Below are 15,373 nucleotides of genomic sequence, written 5' to 3' on the forward strand. Positions count from 1 at the left end.
AGATAGGCCGGGTCCTTCCGGACCACTTCCAGGCTATCCTTTTTGCGGTAATCAAGAATCTCGTCTGTCTGCAAAGGTATCGGACGTATGGAGTCCCAGTGACCTGCCGGCTTCTTGTTGGAACCTTCATTAAATTTCATCACCGTGTTATCCCAAAACTTTGGAGCGAATTCCGGTGCTATATTGTATTGTGAATAAACGTTCACGAAGTTGCCATATGCGTCAAAGCCCATCATCTTTATAGAAGGATAAATCACCTGGGTTTTGATGACCCACAGATCTTTGTCAAACGGAACATAGAGTTGTTCAATTTTAACCGTGTCCATAATCTCCAGCTGGGATTCTTTGCTAAGTAACAACTGCACGCTGTGGATCCTCCAGTCGCCTTCAGTGATATTGATGTACCCGCTGAACATCGGTTCATATTTCCGACGGGGTATAACTTTTATTTTGTTGATCTCTTTGCCTTCTTCATAAAAGACGCCTTCAAGTTTATACCGGTAAAAATTGAGCGCATTTGAAGCTATCGGGGAAACGAAACCCCTGGGGTTAAGATTAGTACCAACCTTTACATTGTTTTCATAAAAAGAGATAATCTGGGGTGAACTGAACCCATAACTGTCACTGTTCCCACTGACCCGGGTGGACAGCACTTCAATTTTCGCCCGGTTCGGTTTCATGACCGACAGTCTTGCATACGTTTCAGACAGGTAAAGTATTTTCTTTCGGCTGGTATCGCCATCTTCGAAATCAATCTTCTTTCCAAATAATTTATTGGGATAATCCCTTAATCTCAGCTGGCCCTTTATATAAACATCGCTTTGAAATGCGTCGAGCTGGTTCAGATAATATGGCCGCATCCGCATAGCCTCACGAATAATTGCATAAGCGGGATCAGGTCCGCCAGGCTTCACGACTACGGAATCCAATGAAAAGGCCTGTAGCCGGAGAACAAAATCCATTTCCATGGGTTCAGAGCGGCTGATAATGGTTTTTTCTTCACGGATATAACCTACGTACTGGCAGATGATTGTATATTGGCCCGAATCGAGATTTAAAAAGTAACGTCCTTCATTATTGGCGGTTGTGCCACGGGAAGTACCCTTGATCATTAAGGAAGCGAACGGAAGTATCTGACCTTTTTCGTCTTTAACAAGTCCGGTTACCCGCCCTGCCATTGCGTCGATTGAATAAACCAGGAATAGCAGGCAGAATAATGGTAATTGTTTCATATGTAATGATGCTCACGAAAATAACGGCCAGACAGCACAAAGCAGTTTTTTAGATGAGATTTGTGATTTTTTAACATATCCCAAAAAATCATGCCGCCATTGGTCTTTTGAGCCGGGTCCGGAGAAGTGCACCGGTGAGTGATGCCATTCCGGTAACAAGGCCACCAATAAGGCCGGTAATTAAGATCATGAGTAAAGGTTGTTTTAAAGTAAATAATGCCCCTATACGGGTAGCTAATATGTGTTCATTTTTATAGTCGATAACAAAAGCAAGACAAAACCAGAGCAGAAAACAAGCGATAAAACCTGCCAGGAAAGCCGTTGCGGGTCGTAATTGAATCAAATAACCGGTGAACAGTCCGACCGGCGCAATGATCCACCACGGCAATACCAGGCCACCGAGATAACAAAGTGCCATGGTAAGTATAACAGCTGATGCAAACCGGGCAGAATTTTTCATTACTCCTTGTTAAACGCAAGGCATTGATTTTTCCTTGCTTCTTGTTAAACGCAAGCCATTAAGTTGCATTATTTCTTGCTAAAGGCCAGCGATTAACCCTTCAGTACTTCTTATTAAATGTTGCAACTAAAATGTCTTATTGCTTCTTATCAAATGCAAACTATTAAAATGTCTCATTACTTCTTATTAAACACAAGCGTTGACTTAATCCTTTTATCATTTTTATCTCCGGCGGTCATTATCCAGGCTTTGTAATAATTTCCTTTTGCATATTCGTTCACAAAGTTGTCGTAATATTTGCTGCCTGGATTTCCTGACTGACCACCCGGATAAATTACCCATGCCTGATTTGGCGAAGTGAGTTCTACTACCATTTTCCAGCTGGGACCATGGTTATGCTGTGTTGCATTAACCACATGAACTCCGCCCCCGATGTTCAGATCGCCCCTGGAAAAAGGAAGCAGTTCCTGACCTAATAAATGATAAAGCGTGGTGTTTTTATAGGCGCCCCAGGATGCATGATTTTTAACGGCCAACTGCTGTACAACAGATACAGCCGATTTAAAGGAAACTGTCACGGCTTCAGTCAACGTTTCCTTCTCCCTGGTATTCATATCGTCAATATAACTAAACGAACTGTCTTTTAACAATGCCTCGATCAGTGTTTTTTCATGGGGATTGAGACCTACTGCCCTGAGCGGTTTTAATTCATCGTGCCATACAAAATTCTCCAGACTGTCGTACCAGATCTTAAAGACGGTCGGTGCTATTGTTCCTGCATCACTGTAGTAGTTCCATTTTTTTAACGAATCGGCGTAAACGGCTTCAGCAGATGATAAGGATGAATATTGCAGGTGTTTCAGGAATAAAGGCATAGCTGTTGCGGCAAGAGTATTATAGTTATCGTTCTGCAGGTTCATCATATCCTCTGGGGTTACCGTATGCATGCCTTCCAGTTGCCTGTTGATCCTGATGCCCCTGTAGAGATCATAATCACCCGGGATAAAATAGGGATAATCACCCGCAACGGAACGCTGGTTGGCACTGCTTACATAACCCCGGGCCGGATTTAACATGTGTGGATTCTCCGACTGAGGAATATAGCCCTGCCAGGTATAACGGTTATCAACATACGGCAGGATATACAGGCCCTGTTGCTGCCATCTCGCAGGAAATTTTCCCTGCTGCCATAAGGCGATATCACCGGACACTGAAGCAAATACGAAATTCTGTCCCGGGCAAATGAAGAATTTGATCGCCTCAAGATATTCAGCATAATTTTTTGCATGATTCAAGAGCCGGATAGCGCGCATCTCATTGCTTGGTTCATGGGCTATCCATTTTACAGCATAGGCTTTGCCGGGACTGATCCTACTCTCGAAGTCATGGTCAAACATAACCGGCCCCTGGTCGATATACGCAACAGTATCGTACACCGTGTTGCTACCTTTGATATGAAAGATTTCAACTTTCAGACTATCCACTTTTTTCCAGCTGTTATTAAACCAATAACTTGTTTTCGACCTGTCTTTGAATTGCACCTCGAAATAATCGCGCACATCGCGGCCGGCGTTTGTAACACCCCAGGCGATGTAGTCATTGAAGCCGATGATTACTCCGGGGCAACCCGGAAAAGAAACGCCATACGCATTCATCCCCGGAGTGGAGATCTGCATTTCGAACCAGACGGATGGTAAAGTAAGCTCAAGATGAGGGTCGTTGGCAAGTATTGGTTTACCACTTTTAGTACGGCTGCCGCTTACTGCCCAGTTGTTACTGCCATTTGCAGGATTCGGTTTTTGAACTTCAGTGAGCGGGATGATATTGTAGTTGTTTATGTAGGCGGAATCTGCGTCGGCTGGTTTTACGGGGTTTATAGTCGCAGCGGGGAACACTGTACCCGCCGGAATTACCGGGTCGAGCGAATCTGAAAGCTGGGGAAACAATATCTTCAGCTGCTCATCATTAAAAAAGTTTTTTGCATAACTAAGCGCCAGGTCATTTTCGTTAGACGCCAGTGTTTTGGCCATTTGTTTTGCAAAAAGTGCCACTTTGAGAACGGTCCATTTTTCCGGGCGGTATCCCAGCAGTTTATATTCAAGCGGAAGGTCACGATCCCTGAGTCCTTCAATATAATGATTGACGCCGGCAGTATACTGGTCAAAGGCATTTTTTGTGGTGCTGTCGGCTTCGGTTTCCCGCAACATGTTCTGGGCGGCGAACACCATACCCATTCGTCTTTGCTGCCTGTCAAACTGCAATGCCCGTTTTCCCGCCACTTCGGATATCCGGCCGGCAGCAGCATAGGTCTGCATTTCCATTTGCCATAGCCTGAACTTTGCGTGCAGGTAACCCTGGATAAAATATGCATCGCCTTCTGATCCCGCAAAAACATGTGGTACCAGCCTGTCATCGAAATAAACTGTCGATGATCCACTTAGTTCCTGGAGATCAAATTCGCCTGAGTAGTCTATGTCGGTTGCTTCCGCATTTTTCCAGAAACCATGTTGGGGACTCAGGAATCTGCCAAGTGCAGGTACGCTGCCCAAATTCGAATCCAGGACCACTACAAGTGCGCAGGTGATCAAGGCCGTTAGTATGAGAGGGAGATTCCGCATGTACCTAAGTTATGAATCATTTTAAGTTTCTGAGTTAACCCGCAGGCAAAAAAAACTACCATTAAGCAGGTATACCAGGAAATTGTGCTTCAGACCAGGTGGGGCGAGAATGTTATCAGAAAGGAAATAGTAAATCTTCTTGTCTTGCGCGCAGCCACATGATTAAAAAATGAACAGCTGGCACCTTTTACCTGGCAAGCTTCCTGATCAGCAGATTGACTTCAGCAATGGTATTAAAACTATGCAATACTATTCTCAGGCGTTCGGCGCCTCTTGGAACTGTAGGATAAAGTATTGGCCTCACGTCCAGTCCCGCTGCCAGAAGTTCCGCTGACAGCTGCTTTGCATTTTCATTGCCGGGAACTAAAACACCCTGAACCGGCGTAACACTATCCAGCTTCTGAAAACCAGGACTGGCAGACCGGAACATCTCAATCAGGTGGCCGAGCTTCAATCGCTCTTCGTTCATCCCCGGGAACAACGCATAGCTTTGTTGAATGGCTATCAGGGCAGCCGGTGGTAACGCGGTAGTATAAATGAATGCGCGTGAAAAATTTACCAGGAAATTTTTCAAACGAGCCGACCCGATGACCACCGCGCCATGGCACCCGAGCGCCTTACCAAATGTATGGATCCGCGCAAAACACCAATGCTCCAGTTGCAGCTCCTGTACCAAACCAGCACCCCCCCGACCAATCACCCCGGTAGCATGGGCCTCATCTACGATTAGTTTAGCATTATACTTATCACAAAGCCGGCTGATTTCAATCAGCGGTGCCTGGTCACCGTCCATTGAAAAAACGGATTCTGTAACCACAAACACCGTTCCGGTAGCGTTTTTCAATCTTGATTCCAGGTCGTCAGGATCATTATGCCTGAAAGAAAAGGATTGAGCAGCACTAAGACGTATGCCATCCCGGATGGATGCGTGACTCAGAAAATCATAAATGATAGTGTCTCCTTTCTGGGGAACGCAACTAAGCAATCCAATATTCGCATCATATCCTGAATTATAAAGGACCGCTGCCTCCGCATTATGAAAAGCTGCGACCTGGTCTTCAATCTTCATCGCGAGGTCTGAGTTGCCGGTCAGCAATCTTGATCCCGTTGACCCGTTTGCATAATGCGATTCCCGGTCTCCGGGCGGAGTTTTTTTTGCAACGCCCAGGTAATCGTTCGAACTGAAGTCAGTTAAATGCTCCCGGACTACAAGTTCCCGGAAACTTCCTTCACTGCGACGTTGAGCCAGCTTTTGTTCGAGAAAATCATCGTTAAGCATAATTTCAAAACTACGGCAACTTTAAGGATATTTGCCTGATCCGGCTTTGTGAATCACTCATCGCCGGACCAATGAATGCTATGACCGATCCCATATCACAAACGAAAAATATACTTGGTCTTCAACTACCCACAGATCCCCGGTGGGTTGATCTTGCCGGTATGTCACTGGAGCATATTCTTACCGATCACGCTTACTGCGAACAGAAGGCTGCCAACACCTGCATTTCCCTGATCACCCGGTTCAGTGATAAAGAAAAACTGGTAAAGGAACTTGCGCCTATTGTAACGGAGGAATGGGGCCATTTCAGGCTTGTGCTGGCTGAACTGCATAAACGCAACCTTAAACTGGGCAAACAGCGCAAAGATGAATATGTAAATGCCTTACTCGCTTTCCAGGTAAAAGGGGGCAGCCAGGAAGATAGTTTTCTCGACAAACTATTGACCATGGCGCTGATCGAAGCACGCAGCTGTGAACGATTTAAAAGGCTAAGTGAAGGACTTGATGATGAATACCTGAAAAATTTCTATCGCCGTTTCATGGAAAGTGAAGCCGGGCACTATCACCTCTTCATTGAACTGGCGGAAACCTATGTCAGGCCGGAAAAGGTTAGAAAACGTTGGCAGGAATGGTTGAAATTTGAGGCAGAACTGATGCAACAACTCGAGGTGCGCGGAGACAGGATACATTGAACAGCACAAATTGAAATAAACCGGTTATTCATGAATGATAGTATTCTAAAAAAAGCTGCTTCCCAGTTTGGACAGGGCGAACCTTCAATAGAACCTTTTGGTACAGGTCTGATAAATCACAGTTACCGGATTACATTTACGGACGGAACTATGTTGATGCTGCAATGTATTAACCAGGCAACATTCAGTCAGCCTGAAAACATCATTCATAATTACAGGGCTATAAGCGAAGAACTACAAGCCCGCGGCCACAAAGGCGTTCCGCCACTGGTTACTACCAGGAAGGGTAAGTATTTCTGGGTCGATGAAAATGGTAATTTCTGGCGTGCTACCCGTTTTATAGAAAACTCGTATGCTGACAATGTAGCGGCATCGGCGAGCAAGGTTTACCTGGCGGCAAAATGTTTCGCAGAATTTTCGGCTGCGCTCAACAGGCTGGATCCTGAGAAACTGGAAATCATTATTCCGGGTTTCCATGATCTTAACTATAGGTATGAACAGTTTGAACAGGCTATCGCTTCTGCAGGTATTAACCGTTTACTTAAGGCAACGCATGTAATCTCATCACTCCGCGAAAGGTTTGACCTGGTCAGCTTTTACCGGGAAGCGGCAGAAAATACAGCCGAATACCCGGTAAGGATCATGCACCACGATTGCAAGATCAGTAACATACTCTTCGACAAGGTAAGCCACCAGGTTATCTGCCCGGTGGATCTTGATACGGTTATGCCGGGCAGGTTTTACTCAGACATCGGTGATATGGTGAGAACCATGGCTTGTTCAAGAGAAGAAAACAGCACTGAATGGGAGAACATAGATATCGTGCCGGAATACTACCATGCCATAATTGATGGATATGTTGATGGCAGCCAGGGTAATCTAACGAGAACGGAAATGAATCATATACACTATGCCGGCCGGATGCTTATTTATATGCAGTGCCTGCGTTTTGTCACCGATTTTTTAAATAATGATATCTATTATAAAACGACTTACCCGGAGCAGAACCTTAACCGCGCCCTCAATCAGCTTATCCTTCTCGAAAAACTCGAAGAGTTCCTGAAAATAAATGAGAATTAACGGCTTTCATTCAGGAAAGCGCTGATGTAAAATCGAGGTGTGGATATTTTGACTGCAATGCAGTAATTTTCCCAAGAAGGTTTTGTCTGAATTTCTGGTCCGCAGGTGTGTTAGCATGCAATGGCCTGTGATTTAGTGCCGCATTAATCTTGTCTATTTCTTTAACTAGCTCAAGGGTTGATTCCTCAAAGGCGGCCAGGCTAAATGCTTCGAAAACAAAATCTATCGCCTGTTCGTTTGGATGCACCATATCTTCCTTAAAGAACCGGTAATCCCGTAGCACATCAATCACCAGTTCAAAGGCCGGAAAATAATAAAGCTTTCGGAACTTCTGAACTATATGCTGAACTACTTCGATCAGCCTTGACTTACTGAGGTTGTTTTCGACAAGTCCATCCCGGACATAACGCACCGGGCTAACAGTAAAGATTATGCGAACTGATGGGTTGAAGTGAAACAGCCGGTGAATACAGGTATCAAGCGAAGATTTGATCTCTTCAATAGTGAGCAGGCGTTTATTGAATGATCTGGCCGGGGCTTTATGGCAGTTGGCTACGCTTTCCCCTGATTCTACGAGCGAATAGGAAAATGCCGAACCAAGTGTGATGAATACCCAGTCAGCCTGTTTCAAAAACTCGTGTGCCTTCTGCTGGGATGCATTGATCGTGTTGAGCACCGCGTGATCGTCAACATCCGAAAAACTACCGTGGTGCTGCCAGCTGTGCCAGAGATCGTCCAGGTACACAAGATCGGCGGATTGATAAGTTTTCTGTTCAATGTATGAAACCAGGCTATTGGTGATGCTGACAGGATCATAAATGATTCCGTTGGGATTTTGCAGCGTATCAAACTTCAGTGCAGCCAGTCTTTTACCGATGTTTTCAGTGAAACAGGAACCTATCATAAACATCCGGTGGTGGTGCCGGATCGGTTCCTGAAATTTGTCCGGGGTGAAACTTAATTGAAAGTTCATTTTATAAAAAGCTTTCCTGCGAGTTCGCCGGCGGTTTCCAGCGCCAACTTGTTGATACCAGTATCAAAACCCTTACGCTCAAAATACGGGATCATTAATTCTGTGTTCATATTTCCAACAAGCACGTCATCTGCCATCGGGCAACCACCGATACCTTTCAGCGCGCCATCAAAGCGAAGGCAACCCGCATCAATCGCGGACTGTAACTTTTGCTGCCAGTTGTCCGGGCCGGAATGCAGATGCACCCCAAATTCCTGGGCGGGCATCGAACTGATGAGATAGTCGGTGACGGTAAAGACATCTTCGGCCGTTGCCAGTCCAACAGTATCAGCGAGAGAAATAACATCAACACCCAGGTCCGTTATTTTCTCAACCCACTCGTAGACAACCTTCGGCGAATAGGCATCCCCGTAAGGATTGCCAAAAGCCATGGACATGTAAACGACAAGTTTCTTCTTACTATTCTTACAGATAGCTGCAATTTTTGCTACGGTTTCGAGCGACTGCTCCATGGTCGCATTTGCGTTGCGAAGCTGGAAAGTTTCAGAAACCGAAAAAGGGTAACCCAGGTAATTGATGTGTTCAAACTGAGATGCATCTTCCGCGCCTCGCAAGTTGGCCACGATGGCAAGCAACCTCGTGGTAGATTGTCCTGTGTCAAGACCAGCAAGCACTTCCCGGGTGTCTCTCATCTGGGGGATCACTTTAGGAGAAACAAAACTTCCAAAATCGATCGTATCAAAACCGACTTTCAGCAACGCATTGATGTATCGGATCTTGTCACCTGTTGGAATAAAATGATCCCAACCCTGCATGGCGTCCCTGGGGCATTCGACTATTTTGACGCGTTGGGTCATAATCTTTGCTTCATCGCTTCGAAAAGAATAATACCAGTGGCGACTGATACATTGAAAGAATCAAAATCCCCTTTCATCGGGATGCTGAACTGTGCATCGGCCGCTTTATTCAAAAATGGCTGCACTCCTTTTTCCTCGTTACCCATAATTACACAGAATGGCTGTTTGAAGTCGATGTCGAAAAGTTTCGCCGGCGCTTTCATCTCCGATGTGTACACAAGGATGCCGTTCATATGCAATTCATCAACCGCCTTAAGCAAGCTACTCACACGGCAGATATTGATCTTTTCCAGTGCGCCTGCTGAAGCCTTCATCGCATCTTCATTAAGTGCTGCTATCCCTTTATCGGGAACAATAATAGCCTGGGCACCACAACAAATCGCGGTACGCGCTATTCCTCCTATATTCCTCACGTCGGTTATGCCATCAAGCATAAGGAACAACGGCGTTTCCCCGTTACTTACAACCTGGTCTATCACCTGCTGAAGGTTCATATATTCAACGATGGCAGCCTGGGCGATAACGCCCTGGTGATTAGCTCTTGAAAAGCTATTCAGCTTTTCAACCGGAACCTGCTGGATGGGAATGTTTTTCTCCTGCGCCAATTTGCGGATCTTTCCGATCGAGTCGCCACTTACATTTTGTTGAAAAAGGATCTTATCGATGGCACGACCATTTTCGATTGCCTCTATCACAGGTTGTCTTCCTATAATAATAGCTGACTTTTTTGATGCGCCGGGCTTATTTGATTCTTCCATCTTTTATCATCAATTGTACCTTCAATATCGCAGCTACTGAAAGTGAATCTGTAATTTTGTTTTCCTCTACCAGTTGATAAGCTTCGGCAAAGGGTATTTTTATAACCTGCAGTTGTTCTGTTTCTTCGGGACTTGATGGTCCCATCTTTAAATCACGTGCAAGATACACGAGACCAAACTCATCTGATACTGAGTTTGAAAGATGAATTTTTTGCAGGATGCTCCAATCTGAAGCAACCAGGCCCGTTTCTTCCATCAATTCTCTTTTTGCTGACTCCAGGGGATCAACGCCCATCACCCCACCTCCTTCCGGTATCTCCCACGAGTATTCATCCAGCGTGAACCGATATTGCCCTACGAGATAAGTATTGAGTTCCGAATCAAGTGGCAGAACACCAATAGCCCGGTTTTTAAAATGAACCTTCCCATAAATGCCCTTACCCCCTGAAGGATTTATTACATTGTATTCTGTTACCTGGATCCATGGATTTTCATAGACGGGTTTTGAATCGATAATTTTCCAGGGACTGATTGTTTCACCTGCAGGAACCATAATGCTTTTGTTTGGCCAGTTACAAAATACGAAAAAAGCCCCCCAACATCATGTACGGGGGGCTTCATTTATTTAAGACTGATTATCTCAGACCAAAAGCTTTTTTTACTTTGGCAACGTAATCCAGCTTCTCCCAGGTGAAAAGTTCCACGGTCTTCTTGACGGATTTGCCATCAGGAGCGGTGAAGGTTTTTTCAACCATAACCGGCTTGCGGCCCATGTGGCCATAAGCAGCAGTTTCACTGTATATCGGGTTACGCAATTTTAAACGTTGTTCAATAAAATATGGACGCATGTCAAATGTGCTTTCAACAAGGCTCGATATCTCGCCATCAGACATATCCACTTTTGCGGTACCATAAGTATTTACATAGATCCCCATTGGTTTGGCAACTCCGATTGCATAGGAAACCTGCACCAGTACCTCATCACAAACACCGGCAGCTACCAGGTTCTTGGCGATATGTCTTGTTGCATAAGCAGCGGAACGATCAACCTTTGAAGGATCCTTACCACTGAATGCTCCACCACCGTGTGCACCTTTGCCACCGTAAGTATCAACGATGATCTTGCGGCCGGTAAGACCTGTATCACCATGTGGACCACCGATTACAAACTTACCGGTTGGGTTGATATGATATTTAATATTGTCATTAAACAACTTACCGTATTTCCTGTACTTTGATTTTACTCTTGGAATCAGGATGTTTACGATATCAGCTTTGATCTTAGCAAGCATCTTGCTCTCTGAATCAAAATCATCATGCTGGGTAGAAACGACAATAGCGTCAATTCTTACCGGCTTGTTATTGTCATCGTATTCAAGGGTAACCTGGCTCTTAGCGTCCGGGCGAAGATATTTGATCGCTTTATTTTCCCTTCTGAGTGCCGCGAGTTCAATTAAGATTTTATGCGCTATATCCAGTGCCAATGGCATGTAATCATCCGTTTCATTGCTGGCATAACCGAACATCATACCCTGGTCACCTGCACCTTGTTCTTCCTTTTTCTTTCTATCCACTCCCTGGTTGATATCAGCGGATTGTTCATGAATAGCAGAAAACACACCACATGAATTTGCTTCAAACATGTATTCACTTTTTGTGTACCCGATCTTGCGGATAACACCTCTTGCTATCTCCTGTACATCCAGGTAAGCTTTCGATTTAACCTCACCGGCAAGAACAACCTGTCCGGTAGTTACCAGGGTTTCACAGGCAACCTTGGATTGAGGGTCAAACGCAAGGAAATTATCTATCAGGGCATCGGAAATCTGGTCGGCCACTTTATCCGGGTGACCTTCGGAAACACTTTCAGAAGTAAATAAATAAGGCATGATTGTTTTATTTGATAAAAATAGTAAGTGTCAAAAGTTAGGGAAAACTTAAAAATCAGGCGCAAAGATAAGCGTCCATCTTAAATTTTAGAATAAATAATTCTAAGGTACATTTCAGAAGATGGATGTGTTCCCCCGCCCAGTATTACCCTGCCATTAGCAATCTGTGGATTCAGAAATAGCTGACCACCGCTTTTTCTTTGCCTGTCGATTAAGGTATCCAGGTTGTTCGCGCTCGCTGTGCCCCCGGGGATATAAATACTGGAGGTCTTGTAAGGCGCATAAAGCCTGAGCGTATAACTTTGTTCTTTACGGGTAACTATGCCCTGAACATATCTCGAGATGTCGAAATTATACTCATTCTTATTGGTAAGAAATCCCCCGAACAGTGTGAGATTATAAGAACCGTTTGTCGCATTATAAGTGAAATCATTCTGAATGGTCTTAGCAACATTTTTTGCGCTGTCCCAGGCATCAAGAAACAAATAATATGGAACCTGGTACACGGAGCCTGGGGGAGTAATGTTTTTTACCACCAGTTCTGCCCTGTGAATTACCCGGTTCGAGAGACCCGGTAAAAGGGGAATTTTCACTGTCGCATAGGTACCGGGTGAAGTTGCTATATAGAGCCTGTCATCAGAATCCGATCCATTATTTATTATCGCTGCTGCTTCTGATCCTGTAATCGTTCTCTGGACTTTATTAAGATTACGCAGGTTGCGGAAAGTGAAGTTTGTAACGAGTGCAGAATCTACAACTCCGCCCCACGATTTCGCTTTATAATAAATGGTCAGCTTTGTGTTTTCGGCATTTGCAAGATTAAAATAAGCCAGCGCGTTCTGATTACCGCCTTGTGGTATGAGCCCAAAGCCCGGGAACGCAGTTTTGAACGTTGTATCGTTCAGGTATACATTGGCCTCGTAATTAATGAAGCGCTGACCAAATGAATTGTCCAGCCGGATACGCATCTGATTTCTCACAACCTGGGTATCCTTTCCTTTCTGGATAACAAACTGATCACTCAGCCTGTCGAAATTCTGCGTGTGCGTCTTAAGCAAGGGACCGAGATTGATGCCATCGTTGCTTATAAGATATCCATTGATAGAATCTTTGAAACGCGGATCATCCTGTAACTCATATACACCAAAAGTCTGGGTTGAAGTACTATCTCCGTATGTGCCGGTGAAAGCCATTGACAGTACAACCGAATCAACCTGCCTGATGCTGTCACGTGTAATGAATGGGTAAGCAAAGGTTGCAGGGGAAAGACTAAAATATATACTTCCTGATAGCCTGCCGAAAGCGGGATCATTCTGGATCACACCAATCGCATGATCTTCATCGTATACTATTCTTGAATCATCGCTAAGAAGAAGATTGTTTGTTACTACCGGCAAAATAGTATCGAATGTCTGTATATTGTCTACCGCAGGAATAAGACCATTGCCTAAGTCTGTTGCATCAACCCGCGTACAAGAAGAATAAACGGTAATGAGAAGAGCTAAAAGAGATAAGGGGGTTAAAGTTTTCCTATTCACAAGAAGTTTGTTGTATTATTGATTTCAGATATATCACTTACTTGGCAAGATCGGAATACAATTGTAAATAGTCTGTTAAATCAGCATCCGTGCTATGTGTAAGGATTTTTTTACCCCTCACCTTCCCGAATTCTTCGACCAGTTTTTTGTCAATTTTTTCCGCGCCAAAAGTGATAGCATCCGCGTAGGTTGCACCCCCCCGCTGTAACGCAACATTGTTCAGATCTTTGAAAGGCTCAAGATCCTTATCTTTTATATTAGGACTTATGTTTGCAATCTTTAAAAAGTCTGCGCTTAACTTTTCTTTGAAGCTGTTATTTCCGAGTGTATAAATCACCTTACTGTGAGCAAACACAGGTTCCTTTTTATATGCGGTTTTAAGGTATAATGGAATCAATCCGGTCATCCAGCCACTGCAATGAATGATGTCGGGCGGCCAGCCAAATTTCTTGACGGTCTCAAGAGCGCCTTTGCAAAAAAACACGGTTCTCAGCCCATTATCATCAAACCATTTTTCTGCTTCATCGTGGAAGATGTACTTTCTTTTGTAGAGATCTTCGTTGTCGAGAAAATAAACCTGGAGACGGGCATTGGGAAGGGAAGCAACCTTGATCTGAAGTGGGAAGTCATCATTGTCTACCGATACATTGATGCCGGACAACCGAACAACCTCGTGTAAACGATGTCTTCTTTCATTGATCATTCCAAACCTGGGCATAATGCAACGCACTTCATATCCACCCTCATTCGCTTTTATCGCCAGCTTATTCACTGTTTCTGAAAAATCAGTTAGTTCCAGATAAGGCGACATCTCGTTGGCAATAAATAAAATTCTTTTCTTTGTCAGCATTAGGATAATAAATTGGTTTGACTCCCGATTTGAAAATCAGCTGGCAAAGGTAAGGTTTTTTTACGGAAAATTTGCCTCAGACTAAGTCTTTACAGGGTTTAGAGTGATATTTGCACCCTTGTATGAAACCTCTCTGGTTCCCACCTAACGGTTTCAACAAAGGAAGAGCAGCGTTATGGCTGTGTGAAATTTCGCCGGTCCTATATATAAAATCAAATAATGATCCTCTTTAAAAGAGCAGACTTAATTCACGAATACCTGCAAAAACTATCATCGGATGGGGCAACGATTGGCTTTATTCCCACAATGGGAGCGCTTCATGACGGTCATCTGGAACTTATAAGGCAATCCCTTGGTACGGGAAACCTAACGGTCTGCAGTATATTCGTAAACCCGACGCAGTTCAATAATGTTACCGATTTCGACAAATACCCCAAAACGCTGGAAGCTGATTTAACGAAACTCGAAGAAGCAAAAACAGATATCGTGTTTGTACCTGATGTAAGCGATATCTATCCCGACGGGCTGAAAAATTTAGAAAGTTTTAACCTGGGCTATCTTGAAACTGTGCTCGAAGGCAGCTCCAGGCCCGGCCATTTCCAGGGTGTTTGCCAGGTAATGAAGCGATTGCTCACTATCGTTAACCCTCACCTGCTTTTCATGGGTCAGAAAGATTATCAGCAGTGTATGGTAGTCGCCCGGCTCCTTTCTTTTATGCATTCGCGTACAAAATTGATCACTGCTCCTACGGTCAGGCAACCAGATGGCCTCGCAATGAGCAGCCGGAATGCAAGGCTTTCCACTGAAGGGAGAAAAAAGGCGGTGGCGATCTATGATACGCTCACATTTGTTAAAACAGCTTTAACACCGGGTGACCTGAACAGCCTAAAGGACCAGGCGGGGAAACAACTGAGTAATAAAGGATTTAAAGTTGATTATGTAGAGATTGCAGACGCAACCAACCTGAACCTGGTCAGCTCCTGGGATGGGCAAATACCCTTAGTGTGCCTTATTGCAGCTTTCCTTGAAGAGGTCCGGCTGATTGACAATATGATTATCACCCCCAACCCCGGTCAACACAACAAATAAATCAACTGATTGTAATATTGTGCACCTTAATTTTGCCATCAATTTAATTTCGTTCTAA

Annotated in this window: 14 protein-coding genes; 3 read left to right on the forward strand and 11 right to left on the reverse strand. The window is 44.5% G+C overall.

Going from position 1 to position 15,373, the window contains the following annotated elements:
• From ACX0G7_RS24005 to ACX0G7_RS24020, 4 genes are all read right to left on the reverse strand, one after another.
• Window positions 1–1,232: DUF5686 and carboxypeptidase regulatory-like domain-containing protein (locus tag ACX0G7_RS24005; RefSeq protein WP_458926072.1), on the reverse strand; the 1,232-nt coding region annotated here is incomplete at its 3' end.
• Window positions 1,233–1,320: 88 nt separating this feature from the next.
• Window positions 1,321–1,692 carry a hypothetical protein gene (locus tag ACX0G7_RS24010; RefSeq protein WP_458926073.1) on the reverse strand — a complete coding sequence of 124 codons (372 nt, stop codon included), beginning with the start codon at window positions 1,690–1,692 and terminating at the stop codon, window positions 1,321–1,323.
• 176 nt (window positions 1,693–1,868) lie between these two features.
• Complete coding sequence (locus ACX0G7_RS24015) at window positions 1,869–4,310, reverse strand: penicillin acylase family protein (RefSeq protein WP_458926074.1); 2,442 nt, start codon at window positions 4,308–4,310, stop codon at window positions 1,869–1,871.
• A gap of 187 nt (window positions 4,311–4,497) precedes the next feature.
• Window positions 4,498–5,589 carry an aminotransferase class I/II-fold pyridoxal phosphate-dependent enzyme gene (locus tag ACX0G7_RS24020; RefSeq protein WP_458926075.1) on the reverse strand — a complete coding sequence of 364 codons (1,092 nt, stop codon included), beginning with the start codon at window positions 5,587–5,589 and terminating at the stop codon, window positions 4,498–4,500.
• A gap of 80 nt (window positions 5,590–5,669) precedes the next feature.
• On the opposite strand from ACX0G7_RS24020, the gene ACX0G7_RS24025 reads away from it, so the two are divergent.
• On the forward strand, window positions 5,670–6,281 hold the full coding sequence (locus ACX0G7_RS24025) for a MiaE family protein (protein WP_458926076.1): 612 nt from the start codon (window positions 5,670–5,672) through the stop codon (window positions 6,279–6,281).
• 30 nt (window positions 6,282–6,311) lie between these two features.
• The gene (locus ACX0G7_RS24030; RefSeq protein WP_458926077.1) at window positions 6,312–7,361 is read left to right on the forward strand and encodes a phosphotransferase enzyme family protein; all 1,050 of its coding nucleotides are present in this window, start codon (window positions 6,312–6,314) and stop codon (window positions 7,359–7,361) included.
• Window positions 7,362–7,371: 10 nt separating this feature from the next.
• Here ACX0G7_RS24030 and ACX0G7_RS24035 read toward each other — a convergent pair whose 3' ends face one another.
• The 7 genes from ACX0G7_RS24035 to ACX0G7_RS24065 form a co-directional block, all read right to left on the reverse strand.
• Window positions 7,372–8,334 (reverse strand): GSCFA domain-containing protein, encoded by a 963-nt coding sequence (locus ACX0G7_RS24035; RefSeq protein ID WP_458926078.1) that lies wholly within the window; start codon window positions 8,332–8,334, stop codon window positions 7,372–7,374.
• Window positions 8,331–9,191, reverse strand: a complete 861-nt coding sequence (locus tag ACX0G7_RS24040) for a hydroxymethylglutaryl-CoA lyase (protein ID WP_458926079.1) — start codon at window positions 9,189–9,191, stop codon at window positions 8,331–8,333. Before ACX0G7_RS24040 ends, ACX0G7_RS24035 begins: the two co-directional genes overlap by 4 nt.
• Window positions 9,188–9,949: a 23S rRNA (guanosine(2251)-2'-O)-methyltransferase RlmB gene (gene rlmB, locus ACX0G7_RS24045; RefSeq protein WP_458926080.1), complete on the reverse strand. Its 762-nt coding sequence runs from the start codon at window positions 9,947–9,949 to the stop codon at window positions 9,188–9,190. The genes ACX0G7_RS24040 and rlmB overlap by 4 nt, the downstream gene beginning before the upstream one ends.
• Window positions 9,933–10,502 (reverse strand): NUDIX domain-containing protein, encoded by a 570-nt coding sequence (locus tag ACX0G7_RS24050; RefSeq protein WP_458926081.1) that lies wholly within the window; start codon window positions 10,500–10,502, stop codon window positions 9,933–9,935. Before ACX0G7_RS24050 ends, rlmB begins: the two co-directional genes overlap by 17 nt.
• An 82-nt stretch (window positions 10,503–10,584) precedes the next feature.
• Window positions 10,585–11,838, reverse strand: coding sequence for a methionine adenosyltransferase (gene metK / locus ACX0G7_RS24055; RefSeq protein ID WP_458926082.1), 1,254 nt, complete (start codon window positions 11,836–11,838; stop codon window positions 10,585–10,587).
• Between the two features lie 80 nt (window positions 11,839–11,918).
• Entirely contained in the window at window positions 11,919–13,376 is a 1,458-nt protein-coding gene (locus ACX0G7_RS24060; RefSeq protein ID WP_458926083.1) for a DUF4270 family protein, read from the reverse strand.
• 37 nt (window positions 13,377–13,413) lie between these two features.
• Window positions 13,414–14,226, reverse strand: a complete 813-nt coding sequence (locus ACX0G7_RS24065) for a glycogen/starch synthase (protein ID WP_458926084.1) — start codon at window positions 14,224–14,226, stop codon at window positions 13,414–13,416.
• Window positions 14,227–14,445: 219 nt separating this feature from the next.
• On the opposite strand from ACX0G7_RS24065, the gene panC reads away from it, so the two are divergent.
• Window positions 14,446–15,315: a pantoate--beta-alanine ligase gene (gene panC / locus ACX0G7_RS24070; protein WP_458926085.1), complete on the forward strand. Its 870-nt coding sequence runs from the start codon at window positions 14,446–14,448 to the stop codon at window positions 15,313–15,315.
• The last annotated feature ends 58 nt before the right edge of the window (window positions 15,316–15,373 follow it).

This window comes from Flavitalea antarctica, from assembly GCF_054461535.1.

Excerpts from the sequence above, each read along its gene's own strand:
- ACX0G7_RS24010 (WP_458926073.1), bottom strand. The coding sequence starts at position 1,692 with ATGAAAAATTCTGCCCGGTTTGCATCAGCTGTTATACTTACCATGGCA.
- ACX0G7_RS24015 (WP_458926074.1), bottom strand. The coding sequence starts at position 4,310 with ATGCGGAATCTCCCTCTCATACTAACGGCCTTGATCACCTGCGCACTT.
- ACX0G7_RS24020 (WP_458926075.1), bottom strand. The coding sequence starts at position 5,589 with ATGCTTAACGATGATTTTCTCGAACAAAAGCTGGCTCAACGTCGCAGT.
- ACX0G7_RS24025 (WP_458926076.1), top strand. The coding sequence starts at position 5,670 with ATGACCGATCCCATATCACAAACGAAAAATATACTTGGTCTTCAACTA.
- ACX0G7_RS24030 (WP_458926077.1), top strand. The coding sequence starts at position 6,312 with ATGAATGATAGTATTCTAAAAAAAGCTGCTTCCCAGTTTGGACAGGGC.
- ACX0G7_RS24035 (WP_458926078.1), bottom strand. The coding sequence starts at position 8,334 with ATGAACTTTCAATTAAGTTTCACCCCGGACAAATTTCAGGAACCGATC.
- ACX0G7_RS24040 (WP_458926079.1), bottom strand. The coding sequence starts at position 9,191 with ATGACCCAACGCGTCAAAATAGTCGAATGCCCCAGGGACGCCATGCAG.
- rlmB (WP_458926080.1), bottom strand. The coding sequence starts at position 9,949 with ATGGAAGAATCAAATAAGCCCGGCGCATCAAAAAAGTCAGCTATTATT.
- ACX0G7_RS24050 (WP_458926081.1), bottom strand. The coding sequence starts at position 10,502 with ATGGTTCCTGCAGGTGAAACAATCAGTCCCTGGAAAATTATCGATTCA.
- metK (WP_458926082.1), bottom strand. The coding sequence starts at position 11,838 with ATGCCTTATTTATTTACTTCTGAAAGTGTTTCCGAAGGTCACCCGGAT.
- ACX0G7_RS24065 (WP_458926084.1), bottom strand. The coding sequence starts at position 14,226 with ATGCTGACAAAGAAAAGAATTTTATTTATTGCCAACGAGATGTCGCCT.
- panC (WP_458926085.1), top strand. The coding sequence starts at position 14,446 with ATGATCCTCTTTAAAAGAGCAGACTTAATTCACGAATACCTGCAAAAA.